Source organism: Novosphingobium sp. G106 (assembly GCF_019075875.1).
GTDB lineage: Bacteria > Pseudomonadota > Alphaproteobacteria > Sphingomonadales > Sphingomonadaceae > Novosphingobium.
The window spans coordinates 2,518,648-2,535,324 of the sequence record NZ_JAHOOZ010000001.1; the positions used below are offsets into that span (position 1 = coordinate 2,518,648).

Annotated in this window: 17 protein-coding genes and 1 pseudogene; 4 read left to right on the forward strand and 14 right to left on the reverse strand. The window is 61.3% G+C overall.

Features of this window, described 5'->3' with window-relative positions:
• Window positions 1–676: 676 nt before the first annotated feature.
• The 6 genes from KRR38_RS12075 to KRR38_RS12100 form a co-directional block, all read right to left on the reverse strand.
• Entirely contained in the window at window positions 677–1,072 is a 396-nt protein-coding gene (locus KRR38_RS12075; RefSeq protein WP_217401761.1) for a response regulator, read from the reverse strand.
• Between the two features lie 153 nt (window positions 1,073–1,225).
• Complete coding sequence (locus KRR38_RS12080) at window positions 1,226–2,170, reverse strand: sensor histidine kinase (RefSeq protein WP_217401763.1); 945 nt, start codon at window positions 2,168–2,170, stop codon at window positions 1,226–1,228.
• A gap of 318 nt (window positions 2,171–2,488) precedes the next feature.
• A complete protein-coding gene (locus KRR38_RS12085) occupies window positions 2,489–3,046 on the reverse strand; it encodes a nuclear transport factor 2 family protein (protein ID WP_217401765.1) in 558 nt (185 codons plus the stop codon).
• A 26-nt stretch (window positions 3,047–3,072) separates the two neighbouring features.
• Window positions 3,073–3,891, reverse strand: a complete 819-nt coding sequence (locus KRR38_RS12090) for an SMP-30/gluconolactonase/LRE family protein (RefSeq protein ID WP_217401767.1) — start codon at window positions 3,889–3,891, stop codon at window positions 3,073–3,075.
• Between the two features lie 79 nt (window positions 3,892–3,970).
• Window positions 3,971–4,276 (reverse strand): putative quinol monooxygenase, encoded by a 306-nt coding sequence (locus KRR38_RS12095; RefSeq protein ID WP_217401769.1) that lies wholly within the window; start codon window positions 4,274–4,276, stop codon window positions 3,971–3,973.
• 6 nt (window positions 4,277–4,282) lie between these two features.
• A complete protein-coding gene (locus KRR38_RS12100; protein WP_217401771.1) occupies window positions 4,283–5,152 on the reverse strand; it encodes a TauD/TfdA family dioxygenase in 870 nt (289 codons plus the stop codon).
• Between the two features lie 127 nt (window positions 5,153–5,279).
• On the opposite strand from KRR38_RS12100, the gene KRR38_RS12105 reads away from it, so the two are divergent.
• Window positions 5,280–5,861: a TetR/AcrR family transcriptional regulator gene (locus KRR38_RS12105; RefSeq protein ID WP_217401773.1), complete on the forward strand. Its 582-nt coding sequence runs from the start codon at window positions 5,280–5,282 to the stop codon at window positions 5,859–5,861.
• 101 nt (window positions 5,862–5,962) lie between these two features.
• Here KRR38_RS12105 and KRR38_RS12110 read toward each other — a convergent pair whose 3' ends face one another.
• Window positions 5,963–6,208 (reverse strand): hypothetical protein, encoded by a 246-nt coding sequence (locus KRR38_RS12110; protein WP_217401775.1) that lies wholly within the window; start codon window positions 6,206–6,208, stop codon window positions 5,963–5,965.
• Between the two features lie 347 nt (window positions 6,209–6,555).
• Window positions 6,556–7,137: a TetR/AcrR family transcriptional regulator gene (locus KRR38_RS12115; RefSeq protein WP_217401778.1), complete on the reverse strand. Its 582-nt coding sequence runs from the start codon at window positions 7,135–7,137 to the stop codon at window positions 6,556–6,558.
• Window positions 7,138–7,251: 114 nt separating this feature from the next.
• On the opposite strand from KRR38_RS12115, the gene KRR38_RS12120 reads away from it, so the two are divergent.
• Together KRR38_RS12120 and KRR38_RS12125 are read left to right on the forward strand one after the other, a co-directional pair.
• Window positions 7,252–8,484 carry a cytochrome P450 gene (locus tag KRR38_RS12120; RefSeq protein ID WP_217401780.1) on the forward strand — a complete coding sequence of 411 codons (1,233 nt, stop codon included), beginning with the start codon at window positions 7,252–7,254 and terminating at the stop codon, window positions 8,482–8,484.
• Window positions 8,481–8,894 carry a nuclear transport factor 2 family protein gene (locus KRR38_RS12125; RefSeq protein WP_217401782.1) on the forward strand — a complete coding sequence of 138 codons (414 nt, stop codon included), beginning with the start codon at window positions 8,481–8,483 and terminating at the stop codon, window positions 8,892–8,894. Before KRR38_RS12120 ends, KRR38_RS12125 begins: the two co-directional genes overlap by 4 nt.
• Before the next feature lie 285 nt (window positions 8,895–9,179).
• On the opposite strand, the pseudogene KRR38_RS12130 reads toward KRR38_RS12125, so the two are convergent.
• The 3 genes and pseudogenes from KRR38_RS12130 to KRR38_RS12140 form a co-directional block, all read right to left on the reverse strand.
• Window positions 9,180–9,843, reverse strand: a pseudogene (locus KRR38_RS12130) (SDR family NAD(P)-dependent oxidoreductase); the annotation flags it as partial.
• Window positions 9,844–9,877: 34 nt separating this feature from the next.
• Window positions 9,878–11,284: a hypothetical protein gene (locus tag KRR38_RS12135; RefSeq protein WP_217401786.1), complete on the reverse strand. Its 1,407-nt coding sequence runs from the start codon at window positions 11,282–11,284 to the stop codon at window positions 9,878–9,880.
• A gap of 52 nt (window positions 11,285–11,336) precedes the next feature.
• The gene (locus KRR38_RS12140; RefSeq protein ID WP_217401788.1) at window positions 11,337–12,191 is read right to left on the reverse strand and encodes a TauD/TfdA family dioxygenase; all 855 of its coding nucleotides are present in this window, start codon (window positions 12,189–12,191) and stop codon (window positions 11,337–11,339) included.
• 128 nt (window positions 12,192–12,319) lie between these two features.
• Between KRR38_RS12140 and KRR38_RS12145 the strand changes: the two genes are divergently transcribed.
• Window positions 12,320–12,892, forward strand: a complete 573-nt coding sequence (locus tag KRR38_RS12145; RefSeq protein WP_217401790.1) for a TetR/AcrR family transcriptional regulator — start codon at window positions 12,320–12,322, stop codon at window positions 12,890–12,892.
• A gap of 63 nt (window positions 12,893–12,955) precedes the next feature.
• Here the strand turns inward: KRR38_RS12145 and KRR38_RS12150 are convergent, their stop codons facing one another.
• The 3 genes from KRR38_RS12150 to KRR38_RS12160 all read right to left on the reverse strand — a co-directional run bounded on the left by KRR38_RS12150 (window position 12,956) and on the right by KRR38_RS12160 (window position 16,623).
• On the reverse strand, window positions 12,956–13,768 hold the full coding sequence (locus KRR38_RS12150; protein WP_217401792.1) for an SDR family NAD(P)-dependent oxidoreductase: 813 nt from the start codon (window positions 13,766–13,768) through the stop codon (window positions 12,956–12,958).
• Between the two features lie 2 nt (window positions 13,769–13,770).
• A complete protein-coding gene (locus KRR38_RS12155) occupies window positions 13,771–15,309 on the reverse strand; it encodes a cytochrome P450 (RefSeq protein WP_217401794.1) in 1,539 nt (512 codons plus the stop codon).
• 351 nt (window positions 15,310–15,660) lie between these two features.
• Window positions 15,661–16,623, reverse strand: coding sequence for a sugar phosphate isomerase/epimerase (locus KRR38_RS12160; protein ID WP_217401796.1), 963 nt, complete (start codon window positions 16,621–16,623; stop codon window positions 15,661–15,663).
• Window positions 16,624–16,677 lie beyond the last annotated feature (54 nt).

A 16,677-nucleotide genomic window follows, 5' to 3' on the forward strand; every position in this document is an offset into this window, starting at 1 on the left:
CGACCATCGCCTGTGCGCCCAAGGCGAGCCCGCTGCCGGCATTGGTCATCCTTGTTCCGACTTGCGCTGCTGCGGACAGTCGCAGCGAAAAATTGAATTGCATGCATCGAGAAAATGAGTAGCCCAGCTTTGACTATTGGGGATTTCTATGCGTAAGCTCGCAGGTCTTTCAATCGCTCTGGCGTCGCTAGTCGCAGCGGTCTCACCCGCTCAGGCTCAACAGGCCCATTTGCCGATAGCGCCTGGAATCTGGGTCAAAACCGATACGCAGTGCAGCGCGACCGTCATGGCATATGTTTATGACCGCGGCAGATTTGGTTCAGTGTATTTCTACGGGCCCGGCCATTCGATGGGGCCCGCCAACGAGACCGAACCGCTTTCGCGCGTCTCAGCGGGTATGAACGGATTTAACGTCATCAACGATGGCCCGATCGAAGTTGCTGCCCGGGAGAATGGACAAGCTGTTGTTCGAGCGGTTTCGCTGAGCGAGGGCGTCCAATGGAGCGAGACTGTGAGGCCGTGCCCCTTGGTCTCGCTCTCAGCTAGATTTCAGGCTGGGCTCACCCGGCTAGGTCTGACAGGCCGACCATAGCGCAATCGGGTTGACCATCCGGACGATCGCCAATTTGCTTGCAGCGCCTACGGCTCCCTATCACTCGTCTAGCCAATCCGCCAATCAGTTGTCGGCAATGTTGGCGGCGGGTTTGTTTAGCAAAGAGGTTATCGCAGCAACGAGCTGGGCGTCGGCAAAGGGCTTTTGGAGAATTAGGCTGTTGGGTACCCCGCGGGCCGGCCAGTCCGCCGCGCTGTCGCCCGTGATATACACGACGGGCAACAGAGGATTTATCTCCCGTGCCCGCCGCGCCACCTCCCAACCATCTGGACCAGAGCCAAGCCGTATGTCCGTGATGAGACCGGCGAGCGGCGGGTCCTGATTGCCGAGCGCGCCAATCGCCTGAGCACCGTCACAAGCAAAGGCGACGGCGAACCCTCCCTCCTCAAGCGTATCGCCCGAAGCAAGGCGGAGAAGGGGCTCGTCTTCGACGAGAAGCAGCAACACCTGGTCGGTCATTTGGGCCCCTTACGGCGTTTCGCAGGTTCGACCGCTGCTACCACTCCGCGTAATGCCACGAGCGCGCGAGTGGTTCAGTTCAAAAGTGTTCAAACCGCTTTAAGTTCCAAGCATTTGGGTTGGCATTTCCCAATCTCGGCCGCGGCACTCTGGTTATGCGCGGCCGAGCTTGTTCGACGGCGTGATTGTGCAGATAACGCCGCTTGGCGGATAGTCGATCGCCACATCATAGGCGGGTTGGCCTGCAAAGAGCTGGGCCCCTAAGCCCTTTCGTTGGGACGACGCGACCGTAGGGCCCCCTTCCTCCCGCCACTCCAGGCGGAAGGGTTCGGGCTCGGGCGTCCATTTTACGCAGACTCTTCCTTCCGGCGCGGACAAAGCGCCATGCTTCAATGCATTTGTGCAAAGCTCGTGAAGGATGAGAAGCAAATGATGGGCCATTTCTGCCGGCAACTTTCGTGAGGGACCATCGACGGCGAAACCCCCGTCCCGCATGAAAGCAGTGGCAGCCTGGGATATCAATTCTCGCACCTCCGCGCCTTCCCGAGCTTGGTTCTGGAGTACCCGGTTGGCCTTCGACAGGGCAAAAATGCGGCCGAGCAAGTCGCGCTTCAGATCTTCGATGTTATTGCCCTTCGACGTTCTGACCAGAGCAATTACCACGGCCAAAGTATTTTGAATCCGGTGATACATCTCTCGGTTGAGGAGCTCGCGTTCTTCGGCTGTTTGCTCCGCTTTCCGCACCGCGCGCCTCAAAGTGTCGCCAGTGGCGATGAGTATCGCGCAGGACACACAGAAGAACACGAAAATGGCGAGGTCAGGTGGACCGGGATCTTCCATCCATGGCCGCGCCAGGAAAACCCGGCTAACGACGACAGCGGAGATGACCGTAGCAAAGGTAGCCCATCTCCATCCGAGAAAGACCGCGCAGAGCATGACGGCCGGATAATAGGTGACGAATGGAACCGGGTTTGCGCTCGCCCCCAGAGCGAAGCGCAGACCAGTGGGCACGATAACGACTAGGAATGTGAGCAAAGCTTTTGCGGGAAATCGGGGTTCAGCGATTATGGCTGCCCTCACAAAATCCAGTCTTGTCACGCCCCCCTCCCGCTTCAGCTCCAACGTGAACGGAGCGGGCTTGTCGCGCTACGTCAACCAGGTTTTTATTCGCCCGCTCGCGCGGCGGCGAGCATGGTGGGCGCACCGCAGAGGGCGAAAACTTGATCGCCGCCACTTCCGGCAAATTAAATCAAATTTCGGTTAGCGCTGATGAACCGCAGGTTCGGAGGGGAAGTCTAATCGGACGGTGTTCATCGCCGCTGGGAGGAATACCATGAACAGGCGGCCGGTTTTGGAAGCCGATCCTATCGTCGGGAACGTCGGCTGTGTCGGCGGTCGCCGGCGAGCGTTCAGGCCTCACCAACGGTCACCACTATCGGGCGAGAGCGGGCGCTCGTATGACGGGTCGGTCCGGTCCCGGTTTCCTCTGAGATAGCCAGAGCCGGGCAGGAAGGCACCAGTCGGCAGCGTTGCCTTGCCCCCAAGTGCTATTTCCACCGTCGAGCGCCGGAGCACGATCCGCCATTCGCCATCGCGCTTCTCGAGGCGGTCGATGTAACGGCCAGCCAGCACGCGCCCGGTCTCCCCGCCCTTGTCGAGGAACATGCCCAGACTGTAGCTTTCGGCATGAGCGACATCGCCGTCGATTTCACACATGTGCATCGTCACATTGTGCAGGTTGGCGTCGAAGAGCTTGCCGTGGGCCGCGTTGGCATGCGTGCCATAGCCCGGGCCCGGTACCCGGTTCTGGCCAACCTCGTGCAGGCCGTCATTGTGGTAGCTGCCTGCGGTCAGTTCGGCATCGAACCGGTCGTTGCCGCGCGAATTGCGCTTGATGCAGTCGAATATCGCCTGACGGTCGGTCATCTCCTGCATTTTGGCTTCAAGTGCCGCGAGGCGTTCCTCAGTGGTCATCAGCATTCCTCTCGGATGATGCGGGGTCAGCCCGCGTAACGGTGTTCGGGGCGGCCTTTGACGCCGAGCCCATCGATGACGAAAAGCGCGCCGGCCCCTTCCTCGGTGGGCTCTCCTTGGGTGCCGTGCGCGATCGTCGTTACGAACAGGCGATCGAGATCGGGGCCGCCGAAAGCGACGCTTGAGACGAGCTTGACGGGCATATCGATGGCCCGCTCGAGCGAGCCGTTGGGGCGATAAACGCCGATCTGGCCGCCCTGGTACACCGCCACCCAAAAGAGCCCGTCGGCATCGACGGTGGCGCCGTCCGGCAAGCCTCCGAGGGCGCGCGTGTTCACGAAAGGGCGCCGGTTCGATACCGCGCCAGTTTCGATGTCGTAGTCGTAGGCGAAGGTCGTATCGACCCAGCTGTCCGAGAAGTAGAAGGTCTTCTCGTCGGGCGACCAGCACGGGCTGTTCGAGAAATGGATTCCGGAATCGAGCTGCGTCACCCTTCCGTCGGGATCGAGGCGGAACAGCCCGCCATCAGGTGCAGGCGCTGCGAAATTGGCCGTGCTGCCGCCGATCAGAAAGCGTCCCTGGCTGTCGATCTTGCCGTCGTTGTAGACGTAGGGCGGCGGATCGCGGAGCGGATCAATCAGTTCGAGCACGCCGCTGTCGAGATCGAGAAAGTGGATGCCGCTGCGCAATGTCACCACCGCGCCGCCGCCGCGCCTCAGGACCAGGGTTGTGATCACGGTCGGCATGTCGAGCGTACGCGTGGTGCCGGTCTCGGGATTGTAGGAGTGGACCTTCCAGCCAGCGTTGTCGATGTAGTGGAGCTCGCCGCGCTCAGCGTCCCACATCGGGTTTTCGCCGCCTTTGCATTCCGGTGCAGCCAGTCTCGTTATCTTTATCACTTTTTCTACTCCATCGGCCTGCCGCTCAGGCAGGCCGAACGCTTTTCACCGGATGGAAATGGACCGTGGTCTTGGCGGCTGCGACGAAGGGCAGCACGAGCTCGCGGAACTTGGCATGCGCCGGCTCGGGCCGAGATTCCTGATGCGCCTCGATCGACTGCCATTCGGCGAGGAACATGACGTTGTCGGCGTCCTCCTCGCCGCGCAGCGCGGTGAACGAGATGATGCCGGTGAAGGTCTGGGTGAGCGGGATCGCCTGTTCGGTGAGGACGGTGAGGAACTCGTCCATCATGCCAGGCTTGATGGTTATTTCGGCGCGTTCGAGGACCATGGCAGGTCAATACATCGCGTCGGAGAGCTGGCCCGTTTGGGCCGTAGTGGCCTCGCGCCCCTTCAGCGTCGTGCGGTGCATCACGCGGCCAGCGGCATCGTCGTACGGATAGGAGCGGTGCAGCAGCCCCGGATTGTTGAAGATCACGAGGTCGCCGTCGTGCCACTTGTGACGATAGGTGAAGCGATTCTGGATGCACCATGCGAGCAGTTCGTCGAGTAGCGCGCGGCTTTCTCCCCCGGCCATGCCGGCGATGTCGTTCGCGGTCGAGCCGATCAGCAGTGCCGACTTCCCGCTCTCCTGCGTCCAGACGAGCGGATGCTCGAGACGCGGGAAGATCGCGTCCCAGCGAGCGAAATCTTCTACCGACGGATGCTCGTAGAGGCGGCGAAGGGAGGACGAAAGGCAATGACCGACCGTGAGCCCGGCGAGGCGCTGCTTCTTCTCATCGGGCAGCGCAGCATAGGCGGCGTGCAGGTTGGCAAAGCCGGTATCCCCGCCCACCTTAGGCGCGCTCTCGCACTTGAGCAGCGTCGCCTTCACCGGGACCGAGTAGGACATCCCGTCCATGTGCCAGAAGTCGTTGCCGAGGATGAACTCGCGCTGGGTCTTGTCGTCCTTGTCGAGCGCGATGCGGAAGATGCCCTTGTTGCTCGCAGCCGAGCCGTCGTCGGTCACCTTGTTCTCGTGCATGTCGCCCAGCGCTGCCGTCAGCGCGAGGAAGATGTCATCGCTCATGTGGACTTGGGGGAAGACCAACACGTTGTAGTAGTTGAGCGCGCCGAGCAGCAGCTCGGCCGCTCCATCGGCCAGCACCGCCTCGGGCTCGACTTCAACGGTAGCGCCGGTCTCCGACGTGATTGGCTTGATGATCATCCTCTCACTTTCCCGTGGGCCTCGAATCTACTAAACACATGTTTAGTAGTGTGTGCCATTGTCGTCAACGGCAGCGTCCTGCATGGCGTGCCATGGCGCCGCATCGCGCGCGGGAGGAAACGGGTCAGTGAACAAGCCCAAGCGGATCCGGCGCGATCCCGAGACGACACGAACGCTCATCCTCGACGCGACCGAACGGCTGATGGTGGACGAAGGCTATGCCGCCGTCACCTCGCGCCGCGTCGCGCAGGAAGTCGGCATCAACGGAGCGACAGTCCACTATTACTATCCCGCCACAGATGATCTCTTCATCGCCCTTCACAAGCGGATGACCGAGCGGCAGTTGGCGGAGTTCGAGCAGGTCATGACAGCGGAAGATCCGCTTGCCGCGCTCTGGACCTTTCAGTCGGGGTGGACCCAGTCAGCTCTTGGAGTTGAGTTCCTCGCTCTGGCTAACCACCGCAAGAGCATCCGTGACGTCCTTGCCGGCACGACCGACGAAGCTCGCGATGCCCAGACTCAAGCCCTCGCCCGCGTCTCAAGCCAATCGGTGATCGATCCCGAAATCCTTCCGCCAATTGCTCTGACCACGATCCTCGTGGCGATCGCCAGGACACTGGCGAATGAGGAGCGCGTCGGGATTACGCGCGGTCACGAGGAAGTTCGAACCTTCGTCAAATGGGCTTTGGCCAACCTTCGGCGACCTTAACGAACGGAAGGTTTCGGGAAGTTCAATCGAGGCCGCGAATGGCGGTTATGTCGGCGTCAGTCGCCGCAGGGAAAGGAGCAGAATATCCTGCGTCTCCAAACTTACGGTGGCGGTTCAATCGCGCTGGCGCTTTGCTGATCAATTTCTGCTATGCGATCTCGCAGGCCCGCGACAGTCTCTTCGGTCGTCAGATCGAAGTAAGGAATATCATACTGGGGCTGCATCGCCTCGATGCCCCTGATAAGCTCCAAAAGCTGTGCCTTTTGCTTCGCAAAAACTCCTGATCGATCGAAGATATGATCGCAGTTGCGCGGGGCCGGCTCTGCGGGAAGCAAGGTCTTATCCATTCGCGTGACATATCACGCCTGCGCTGTGGCGTCGAATTTGGGATCTGAACGAAAGGCGGGTCTCGGGAGGCGGGTCCAAACGCTCGAACGGCCGCTACGTCGGCGAATGCGGCAGGTCCCGAGCAACGTGAGCCGTTGACCCGCATCAGAACGGCCGCTCTTGCCGGATCCCGTCGTTCCTATTTCTTTGAACTAAATGGGCAGCAGAGAGCCTTGAGGCGGCCGTTTATGATTGAGACCCCTTCCAAGTAGAAGCAATCGCCCCGTGCACAGCACGCAATCGCTTAACGGCTTTATCATTTGTGGATCTACGCGGCCGGGAAGCAACGGACGCAGCCTTAGCTTAATTAGCCCGCTGAGATTTTGCCAGTCACTTGGAGACTGTCAAGCATCTGCTCGACGACGGCGCGTGTTTCCGCATGCCCCTGATCGCGACCCAAGCCCGTCTCAGCAGCGAGTCCGTGTGCGATCCCCTGGATGATGATTGCGATGACCTCGGCTGGGAGGACCAAAGTCACGCCTCTCTCCCGGAAGTGGCGCTCTATCGCCTTGACCTGCATCTCTCGAAAGGCATCCATATATTTTCGTACTTCAGCCGCGATGGTCGGTTCATGGCCTGCCAAGACCGTGAAGGCAGTCGCCGTGGCGCTTGCGTCCGGCTCCTCCTCCCAAAGGACGCGCAGTGGATCGCCTATCGCAAACGCGGCCTCAAGCCGAGCGAGGCCGGTATCGCCATAGTGCCGTACCACGGCGAGTAGCAGTTCTTGTGTCGTGCGAAAATAATAAGGCACGATCTGACGGCTCATCCCGACAAGGTCGGCAACACGACGCGCCGTGACGGCCGCGTAGCCTTCGGTTCGGATGACCTTCACGGCCGCCTCGATCAGCAGCGTTCTGCTTTCTTCAGCCAGGCGACGCGATTTCACCATTCCTACAATCCTGCCTCTCGCAACGGCCGAACAACTAACTAGCACAGTTGACAGCCCATCCAGTTAGCTAGCACATGTGCTAGTCGTGACGAAAGAGCCGCCGGGAGAGCTGAAATGAAAGAAGTAAGCCCGCCTCTGACCCTGCTGTCGCCAGAAGCGATGGCTTGTCCCTTCGATACATATGACGCCATGCGGGCCGAGAGCGCAGCTTACAAAGACGCGTTCACCGGCTTCTACGTCGTCACACGGTATGACGATCTGCGCGCAGTGATGACCAACCCCGAGACCTTCTCCAGCAAGGTTGACGGCTTGGCAGCGCGGTCGAGCATACAGGAGGAACTGGACCGCATGTATGCGGACGCCGGGCTTGCGCTTGCAGAAGTCATCGTGGGTGTCGATCCCCCAGTCCACCGCCGTCATCGCTCGCTCGTCGACAAGGTTTTCAGCCCCCGCCGGGTACGTGAGGCTGAGCCTGGAATTGCGGCCCTGATCGACAGTCTCGTCGCCCGGTTCCCGTCCGGCCCTTTTGACTTCCACGATCAGTTCGCTCTGCCGTTGCCGATGTGGATTATCGCTGATCAACTTGGCCTGCCCCAAGACCGCAAGGAAGACTTCAAGCGTTGGTCGGATGCAAGCGTCAACCTCGTCAACCAGGGCCGCAGCAACGAGCAGGAGATTGCCGATGCCAGGGCGGTGATCGAGATGCGCCGCTACTTCATCGAGCAGGTGGCAAGGGTAAGGTCGTCACCCAATGCATCGCTTCTGAGCGCGCTAGCCAACACTGAGAACGACGGTGGCGAACTGATGACGCCCAACGAGCTAAGCCTTCTTTTCCAAGTGCTGCTCGCGGCGGGAAATGAGACGACCACGCACGCCACCGGTTCGGCGATGTATCGCCTGACGCAGGACAGCGACCTTCAGGATCACCTTCGCGCAGAACCAGCGCTGATACCGGCGTTCATTGAGGAAGTCCTTCGGCTCGATGCACCCCTGCAGGGTCTTTTCCGCATCGCCCGCAAGGCTGCGAAGATTGGCGATGTTGAAATACCCGAAGGTGCGATCATCAATGTCCGCTTCGGCGCGGGCAATCGCGACGCCGCTCAGTTCGCCTGTCCGTCAGAGGTTGACCTCGATCGCGGCAGGCCAAGCCATATGACCTTTGGCTACGGCATCCATCATTGCATCGGCAGTCAGCTCGCCCGGGCAGAGTTACGTCTCGCCTTCGAGCGTCTGCTCGGCGGATCGAAGGCGATCACGCTCGCCGATGTGCCCGATGCCTACGTGGTGCCGCCGCACTTCGTGGCCCGAGGCCCTCGTCGCCTAATGGTGGAGTTTCAACCAGCATGACGCAGATAGAGATTGTCGAACGATTTCTGGACGCCTTTCTCGCTCGCGATGCGGACACCGCTGCCGGGTTCGTGACCGAAGATTTCAGGCTGGAGGCAGTTCCAACCTCTCCTCAGGTTCTCGTCGGTCGCGACGCGCTATGCCAGGTCCTGCGTGAGGCAAACCTCGGGTTTCCACGGCCGCTTGACGGGGCCAGTCACGAAACTGGCCGCTGCGTTTCTGAGGGAGCGCTCGTCATGCAAGAACGGGTGGATCGCTTTCGCTTCGAGGGTCACCGTCTGGAGCTACGGATCGCGTCGATCTTTCAGTTTCGGGATGGGGTGATATGCAGCGAGACCGACTATTTCGATATGAATAGCTATGTCCGCATGATGGCCTCAGTGGGGGTTGAGCTCAGGGCCGTAGGCTAGGAGCGTGGATCCATTCCTGACCAAATTGCATTGGCAGATGCGACATGCTGGACGCCGGCTTCTCGCATTACCTGACATTCGACATGCAAGTCTAAGACGGCTGGAATGGTCCCAGAGCCAGTCGCCGATGCCAACGGACCGACGTGATGAACGAACGGAAGGTTTCAGGGAGCAGATCAAGATGGCTGAATGTCGGCAATGTCGGCGACCTCAGGTGTTTGATGCTCCGTTCGCAAGAATGGTTCCGGCTGTCACCCAGCTGCCCTCCTCGGACGCGAGAAAGGACACAATTGACGCGATTTCACTTGCCTTGCCGATCCGTTTGAATGGCGAGGCGGCTTCCATAGCCGGGAGGTACTGCGGGTTGGCATCCATCATGCCCGGGCTGACCGCGCCAGGCACGATCGCGTTCACGGTGATGTTGCGCGGTGCCAAAGCGCGCGCCCAGCTCTCGGTGAAGCTCTCGATCGCCTTTTTCGCGGCAGAATAGAGGCCTGCACCCGCCAGGGGGTACTTCGCGACGCTGGAGCTGAAATTGATGATGCGGCCCCCCGTCGCGCATTCGCCTGATCGCCTCGTCGACGATGTAGAGCGGCCCGAACACGTTGACCCCGAAGATGGATTGGACGGTCTCCTCGCTGAGGGTGCCGAAGCTCTCGACCGTCATAATCCCGCTGTTGTTGACGACGATGTCGAGCACGCCCGGGTCCTTGTCAATCTCCTCGAACATGCGGACGATATCATCGCGCCTGGCGATGTCGGCCTGATAGGCGACGGCAGAGCCCCCATTTGCCGTGATTTCGGCAACAACGGCCTCCGCACCTTCCCTGCTGCCCGAATAGTGCGCGATGATCGACGCGCCGTCCTGCGCCAGCCGCAGCGCGATCTCACGGCCGATGCCGCGACCGCTGCCTGTCACCAGCGCAACCTTGCCTTCCAATGTCTTCATTGTCTCGCCTTTCCCGTCAGAGCCCGGTCCGAAATCATTCGCCCCCGGACACGAAGTCGAGGAATTCGTTGTAGGCCTGCTGCGTGCCGGCGCAGGAAATCTTGTCGTCACCGCCTTCCATCTCGGCGAAGCGCGTGATTTCGGGAAGGACGCGGGGGCCCTTCCAGCCGCAGGTGCAGTCCTCTTCCCAATCGATGGTCAGTTGGTCGCCGGAAATGAAGCCGCCCCAGTAGGTCTGCGGCAGTAGGTCGTAGAACGCATAGCGGCCGGTCTGCGTGCCCTCGCGCGGAAGCAGCTTCATGTCGCGGTCGAACAGGAGGGAGATCGTGTGCGGCATGATGTGATAGTGGCCCGCCGAGCAGCGCGGCGACATGCTCATCACTTCGGACATTCCGTAGAACATACCGATCGTGTCGATCCCGAAGTAGTCGCGGACGTAGCCTTCCCAATCGTCGGGCGCGTCCTTGAGGCCTTTCATGCCCCCACCGGTCATGATGAACGAACCCGCGCCGAACTCGGGCTTGAGACCCTTCTCGATGCCGCTGCGCGCGGTCTTGACCAGGTCGCCGAAACTGCCGCCTAGCTTCACACGCTTGCCGCGGTTTTTCTCGAACAGTTCGAAAAACCAGGTCTCGATGTCCTGCCCGCGCCGCTTGCCCTGCGCGATCAGCTCCTGGCGGGCGGTGAGCAGGGCCGGGTCTAGCCCGAGCTTGTCGAGTTCGCCGCGATCTTCGGCCACCTGCATCCGCGCCGCCAGCGAAAGCAGGTCGGACGAGATGTGGTGCGGATAGAGCGTGTGGTAGTGCTCGGGCCCGCCGGCGGCGGGCACGTTGAAGAGTTCGAGCATCTTCATCATCATCTGATGACCGCCGCGGTAGCCGGGGAAGAAAGTCTCGACGGGATCGGTATAGGCATCGACGCCGGTCGTCGCGCGCTGCGCCTCATAGTAGGTCCGCTGCCACGACGGGAACTCGACCTGTGAGCGCGGCACGAAGCTGAGCTTGCCGGTCGTGCCCGACGAGTGCCCAACCAGCATGCCAAATTCATCGAGCCGGTCGAGCCAGCCATCGACCGTGTCGACGCCCGCAAGATTGACCTTCGTTAGGTCATGCGTGGTGAGGCGGTCGAGCCAGGCGTTGAGCCGGCCCACATCGCGCTTCTCGATCAACGACAGCGGGTAGTTCTTGAGCACCCGGTGGTCAAACAGCAGCGGCAGGCCTTCCTCGATGCTGTCGATGCTCGTGATGCCCTCGCGCCCGGCCAACTTGTCGAGCGCGGCAACGCGGCCGCTCACCTTGGCGAAGTGGAGCTTGAGCGCGGCAAGCTGCGTGTCGGCATAGTCCCGCCAGCTCAGCTCGTAGATTTGCTCGTAGCCCTGATCGAGCCAGGTGTCCGGGGATTCGGGCGACAGAGTCAGCTTGTCGAGGGCGACAGAGGCCATGGTCTTGCTCCTTCGGAAAATAGGATTGGCGCGTCGGGGGGAGGCCGCCGGCTTACGCCGCTGGTGCAAAAAGCGTGGCGTTGTGCAGATCCTCACCCACGCTGTCGGCAGGATACTGCTCTTTGTATGTGAAGCGCGTGCAGGTGACGCGCTGCAATGTACGGGCACCGACGCCGGCCTGACCTCGGGCATGCTGGACGGACAGGTTGTCCCATACGACCAGGTCTCCGGGCCGCCAGGCGTGATCGTAAATCGCATCTTCTGCATAGAGATAGGCGAACAGCTCTTCGAGCAGCGCGTCGCTGTCGGCCGCGGACAGGCCGATGATGCAGGCGGTCATATTTTCGTTGACGAACAGATAGGGGCGGCCGGTCCCTTCCTGCGCGCGCACCACAGGATGCACGGTGCAAAGATCGCCAGCTTCAAGATCGCCGAGCCGATTGGCTCGTTCAGAGACGCGTTGGCGGACTTGGAGCGCCTTCATACCTTCCACGCGCGCCTTCAGCCGATCGGGCAAGCTCTCGTAAGCTCGGTAGCCGCTGACAAAACGCGTCGACGCTGCATCGGGATCGACATCGAGGGCATGCAGCGCTGCGACCAGATAGGGCGATGGCAGGTATGGCACGTCGTTGTGCCATTGCAGTTCCTTGGTGCCGAGAAAGCCGTCCGCCCGCGTATTGGAGACGTACAAGTTCTCATAAGGGCTGTCAGGCACGGGACCGAACGCACCGCACATCGCGCGCTGCTCTTCCATCGTGAGGTTCAAGCCGCGTGCGACGAGCAGGCCATCGCGCATGTACAATCGCGCGATCTGGGTTTGATCCGCGTCGCTTGGCGATGCCCGAAATGCTAGCTCAGCCTCCACGCCGAAGGGCTCGATCGGACGTGTGCTCAACACCTGGGTCATCAATCTCTCTCCGACTTCGGCGTTTGCCGCCGCCTGTTCCTCAACTTGATAGCAAACGGCGTGCGCTTGTCAAAGTGCGTTCTTTGCCGGCAAGAAGCGGAGCTCGAATTCGCTGAGAAAGGATCAGAATGACCGGCAGGCGCATGGGGCCGCCCGACGCCTCGATACGGTTCAAACTGCTCGATGCGAGCGAGCGGGTAATTGCGCGCGACGGCTATCCGGCGGTGACCTCGCGCAGCGTAGGCGCCGAGGCCGGCGTCGACCAGAAGCTCGTCTACTATTACTTCCGTAACATGGAGGAACTCGTCGTCGCGACCTTCCAACGCCGCAGCGAGACGTTCCTGGCTAGGCTCGCAGAGTTGGCGGTGGCGCAATCCCCGGTGAAAACCTTCTGGGAACTGAGCAGTCACCGCAGCGGTAGGCTGATGATCGAATTCATGGCCATGGCCACGCATACGCCGACACTTCGCGAGGAGGTCGCGCGCTACAGCGAGGAAGCGACCGGGATAGTGGAAACGATGCTGGCCAACCATCTTTCGAATGCCCGGCCGGAGAGCGCTACGTTCTCACCGGCATTTACGAGCTTCCTTGTCGCCTCGCTCGCGCGAAATTTCATACTCGAATCTGAGCTTAAGCTTTTGCGGAATCCGCATGAGATCGAGCAATCGATTGAAGCACTTTTGGATGTTCTTTGTCGCTGAGTCGGGCCGGCCAAGATCGACTTTCAGGTGTGCAATTCGACAAAGCCACTGCCTCGGCTGCCGTCAGGCCGCGATGCCCCCATCCACCGGAAGCGTGCTGCCGGTCATGAACATGGCCATGTCCGAGGCGCAGAACAGGATCACGCGGGCGACGTCGTCCGCCGTCCCGACGCGGCCGAGACGGCTCGTGTCGATCCCCGGGATGCCGATCGCCTTGAGCTGCTCGGCCGGCATATCGGCAAGGAAGGCGGTCTTTTCGGTCAGGCAGACCCCGGGCGCGATGCCCATCACGCGGATGTCGTGCTTGCCCAGCTCGATCGCCATCTGCTTGGTCAGACCGACAACGCCATGCTTGGCGGCGACATAGGCCGCCTGGCCGGCCGAGATGCCGAGCAGACCGGCGAGCGAAGCGACGTTGACGATCGTACCGCCCCGCCCCGCTTCGACCATACGCCGTGCCGCCTCGCGCGCGCCGACAAAGGTGCCCTTGAGCGTGATGGCGACTACCTTGTCGAACTCTTCTTCGGACAGGTCGAAAAGGGGGACCGAAGAAGGCAGGCCCGCGTTGTTCACCCAGATATCGATCGAGCCGAGCTCGCGCACGGCGGTGTCCACGAGACCGATTATCGAGGCGCTGTCGCCAGCATCGGAATGAGCGGAAATTACGCGCGCGCCGGTCTTCTCGGCGATCTCGGCGGCTGTTGCGGCAGCTTTTTCGGTATCGATGTCACCGATCAGGACAGAGGCGCCGGCTTCTGCCAGCCGGAAGGCAGTCGCCCTCCCCAGTCCCCAGGCCGCACCGGTAATGACGGCGTTGCGCCCCTTGAGCGAGATCAGATCCGACAGCGCTTGCGCCGAGACGTCACGAACAGCCATCTTTATGCCTCCAGATTAGCGAGGTCGGCGTCGACGGCGTCGAGCGCTTCGCTGGTGAACTGGTCGGGCGCAAAGGCCTGGACCGCGCGCAGGGTCATACCTTTCGCCATGCCGATCTGCGGATTCTCGCTCATGCCGGGGAAGTGCTTCTCGAGTACGGCCTTGGCGGCATCATCGGCGAGCAGGTCGCCGATACGGCTGGATGCGGTAGACCAGGCCTTGGCAGCGGCCGGGGCGGCTTCCTGCTTTACGGGGGCAACGAAGCCTTCGGCCGGGGTCAGCTTGATGTGCATCCTGTCGAGCCCGCGAATGATGAAACTCGGCTCGTAGTTGAGATCGGAAATTCCGCCCGGATGCTTATCGAGGTCGAGTTCGATCTTCGAGGTCATCTCCAGGAACTTCTCCATGATGACACGCACTTCGACACGCGCGAGCGGCGCACCGGCACAGACGTGCTTGCCGCGGCCGAAACCGACGTGCTCCGCTACCTTCTTGCGACCGATGACGAGTTCGTTGGGATCGTCCCACCGCTTGGGATCGCGATTGGCTGCGGACAGCGCGACGAGGATCTTGGTGCCGGCGGGAATCTCCACATCACCGATCTTCGTGTCCTTGCGGGCGAGGCGTGCGGTCTGCTTGGTCGAGCCTTCGATGCGCAGCACTTCCTCGAGGAAGGCCGAAATCAGCTTGGGCTCGGCGCGGAGGCGGCTCTGCAGTTCCTGGTCCTCGACCAGGTATTTCATGGAGTTGCCGAGCAGCTTGGCCGAGGTGTCCTGGCCGGCGCCGAACATGAACATGCCGAGCTGAACCAGGTCGTAGAGCTCGGGCGTGGAGCCATCATTGTACTTGGCGTGGGCGAACTCGGTCAGGATGTCCTGCTGCGGGTTCGCACGGCGGTCGGCGAGATAGCCGTAGAAGTAGGTCCCCATCACCGCGAACGGATGTTCCGCGCCACCCGACATCGGATCGGTGCCGTCGAGTGCGCCCGGAACCGGCCCCTTGGCGATGGCGTCCATGAAAATCTGGCGGTCCGCCATCGGCACGCCGAGCAGATCGGCAACCACCATCGTGACGAAGGGCGTGGCGATCTTGCCGATGAGCTCGACGCCGCCATCAGCGACGGCACTGCCGACCATCTCGTCGCAGTAGACCTCGATGAACTCTTCGCTGGCCTTGAGGCGCGAGGGTAAGAACAGCGTATTGATGAAGGCGCGCAGCTTGGTATGCGGCTCGTCATCCAGGTTGACGACCTGGTCGCCGCCGGCGAATTCGGTGCGGTGCGCCTCGATCTGGGCGGTGATGTCCGATCCGTGCGGCGTGAACGGCAGCGGTGCCGAGGCGCCTTGCAGGCCGATGATCGCCGAGAAGGCATCGTGGTCGCGCAGCACCTCCAGCGCCTCCTGGAAGCCCGTGACGATGTAATAGTCCTTGCCCGGCGGCCGGTAGATCGGCCCCTGCTCGCGGATCGCGTTGAAGAACGCGTAAGGGTCCTTCAGCACCTCATGGTCCGAGAAATAGTCGCGCTCGATCAGTGCCTGCATGGCGGTCTCCAGTACGGGGTATCCCGCTCGATCTGCCCTGTCGGAACCCGCGGGCGACAGAGGAGCGCAATCCCATTTATGCGATACAATGTCGCATAAATGGGAGAGGCGTGCGACGTCAAGAGTCAAAGACTACGTTTCGTAGTTTTATTATCCAAACGAGATGCGAGGACCGATCCAATCGGCGCCAGGTGCCAGGCCGCGGTAGAGGTGCATGGGTGCCAGCCGACATTAGCTCGCGTCGTTCCGTTCTGAGCTTCCGATATGTCGGCATCCAGCACCGCGACTGGTGCGGACACGGAGAGACGATTTGACGATCGGCGTTACCTAGAGCAACCGGGCCTTTCGCGCTCAACCTGCAATTTGCGAGAGATACGTGTAGGACCTGGCGACGGCATCGATCGGCTCGACAGCGGTTTGTGGCTCCTGCTCCACCAGAAAGTGCCTCGCGCCTGCATGGTAAGCAGCTGGCAAAATTCGCGTCCAGTCGAGCTTGCCGGAGCCGACAGCCGGCGAGCCCATAGCGATCCGGTAACCGCGCGGCTGACTATCGGCGATGTCCCTGACGTGAAGCAACTTGATCCGGCCGCTTGCGCCTTCGAGGAAGTGAACGGGATCCAGACCGGCGAGTTGAACCCAGCCGATGTCGACTTCAAAGCCCACGAAATCCGGCTCCGTCTCGCGCCAGAGGATTTCCCAACCGGTCGTCTTTCCAATCGGAGCAAAGTCCAGGTTGTGGTTATGATAGGCAACACCGATCCCGGACTGGCGAAGAGCATCCCCTTTTCGGTTCAGGGCCTCGGCGGTTTGTTTCCATATATCCTCGCCAGCGGCGGCGATGGTGCGAGCGATTGCCGCCTCGAGACTTTCGCCGCTCTGCGGCCGGAAATTGGAAGGGATCAGCAGAATTGGAGCAACTGCCCATTTTGCGCCCAAGGCTCCCATCGCATCGACGATCCGCGAAGTATCGCTTGTCATTGAAAGCGCCGAGGGTCCGCCAATGGCCATGAGAGGAAGATGCAGGCTGCTGACAGAAAGACCTGCGCGAACAGCAGCTGCACCGATTTGGGCAGGCTGTAATCCGAAGAGATTGGTCAGCTCGATCTCCCGGTACCCGATTTCCGCGACCTTCCCCAAGATCGCGTCAATATCGCGGCTCGAGATAGTCCCAAGCGAACCGAGTTGCAGGCCCATCGGCTGAGCATGCCGCGCGAAAAACGCGCGCCGGGAACCTGCAAAGACGGGGTGCTCGAATAGTGCCAGCGCGCCAACCGTGCCAAGCCCCGCCATGAACGAACGTCGCTGCAGTCTCATAGTGTTGCCTTTGATGGAATCGGATGTGTCTTATCGGCTGGGTTCAGGAGCGAT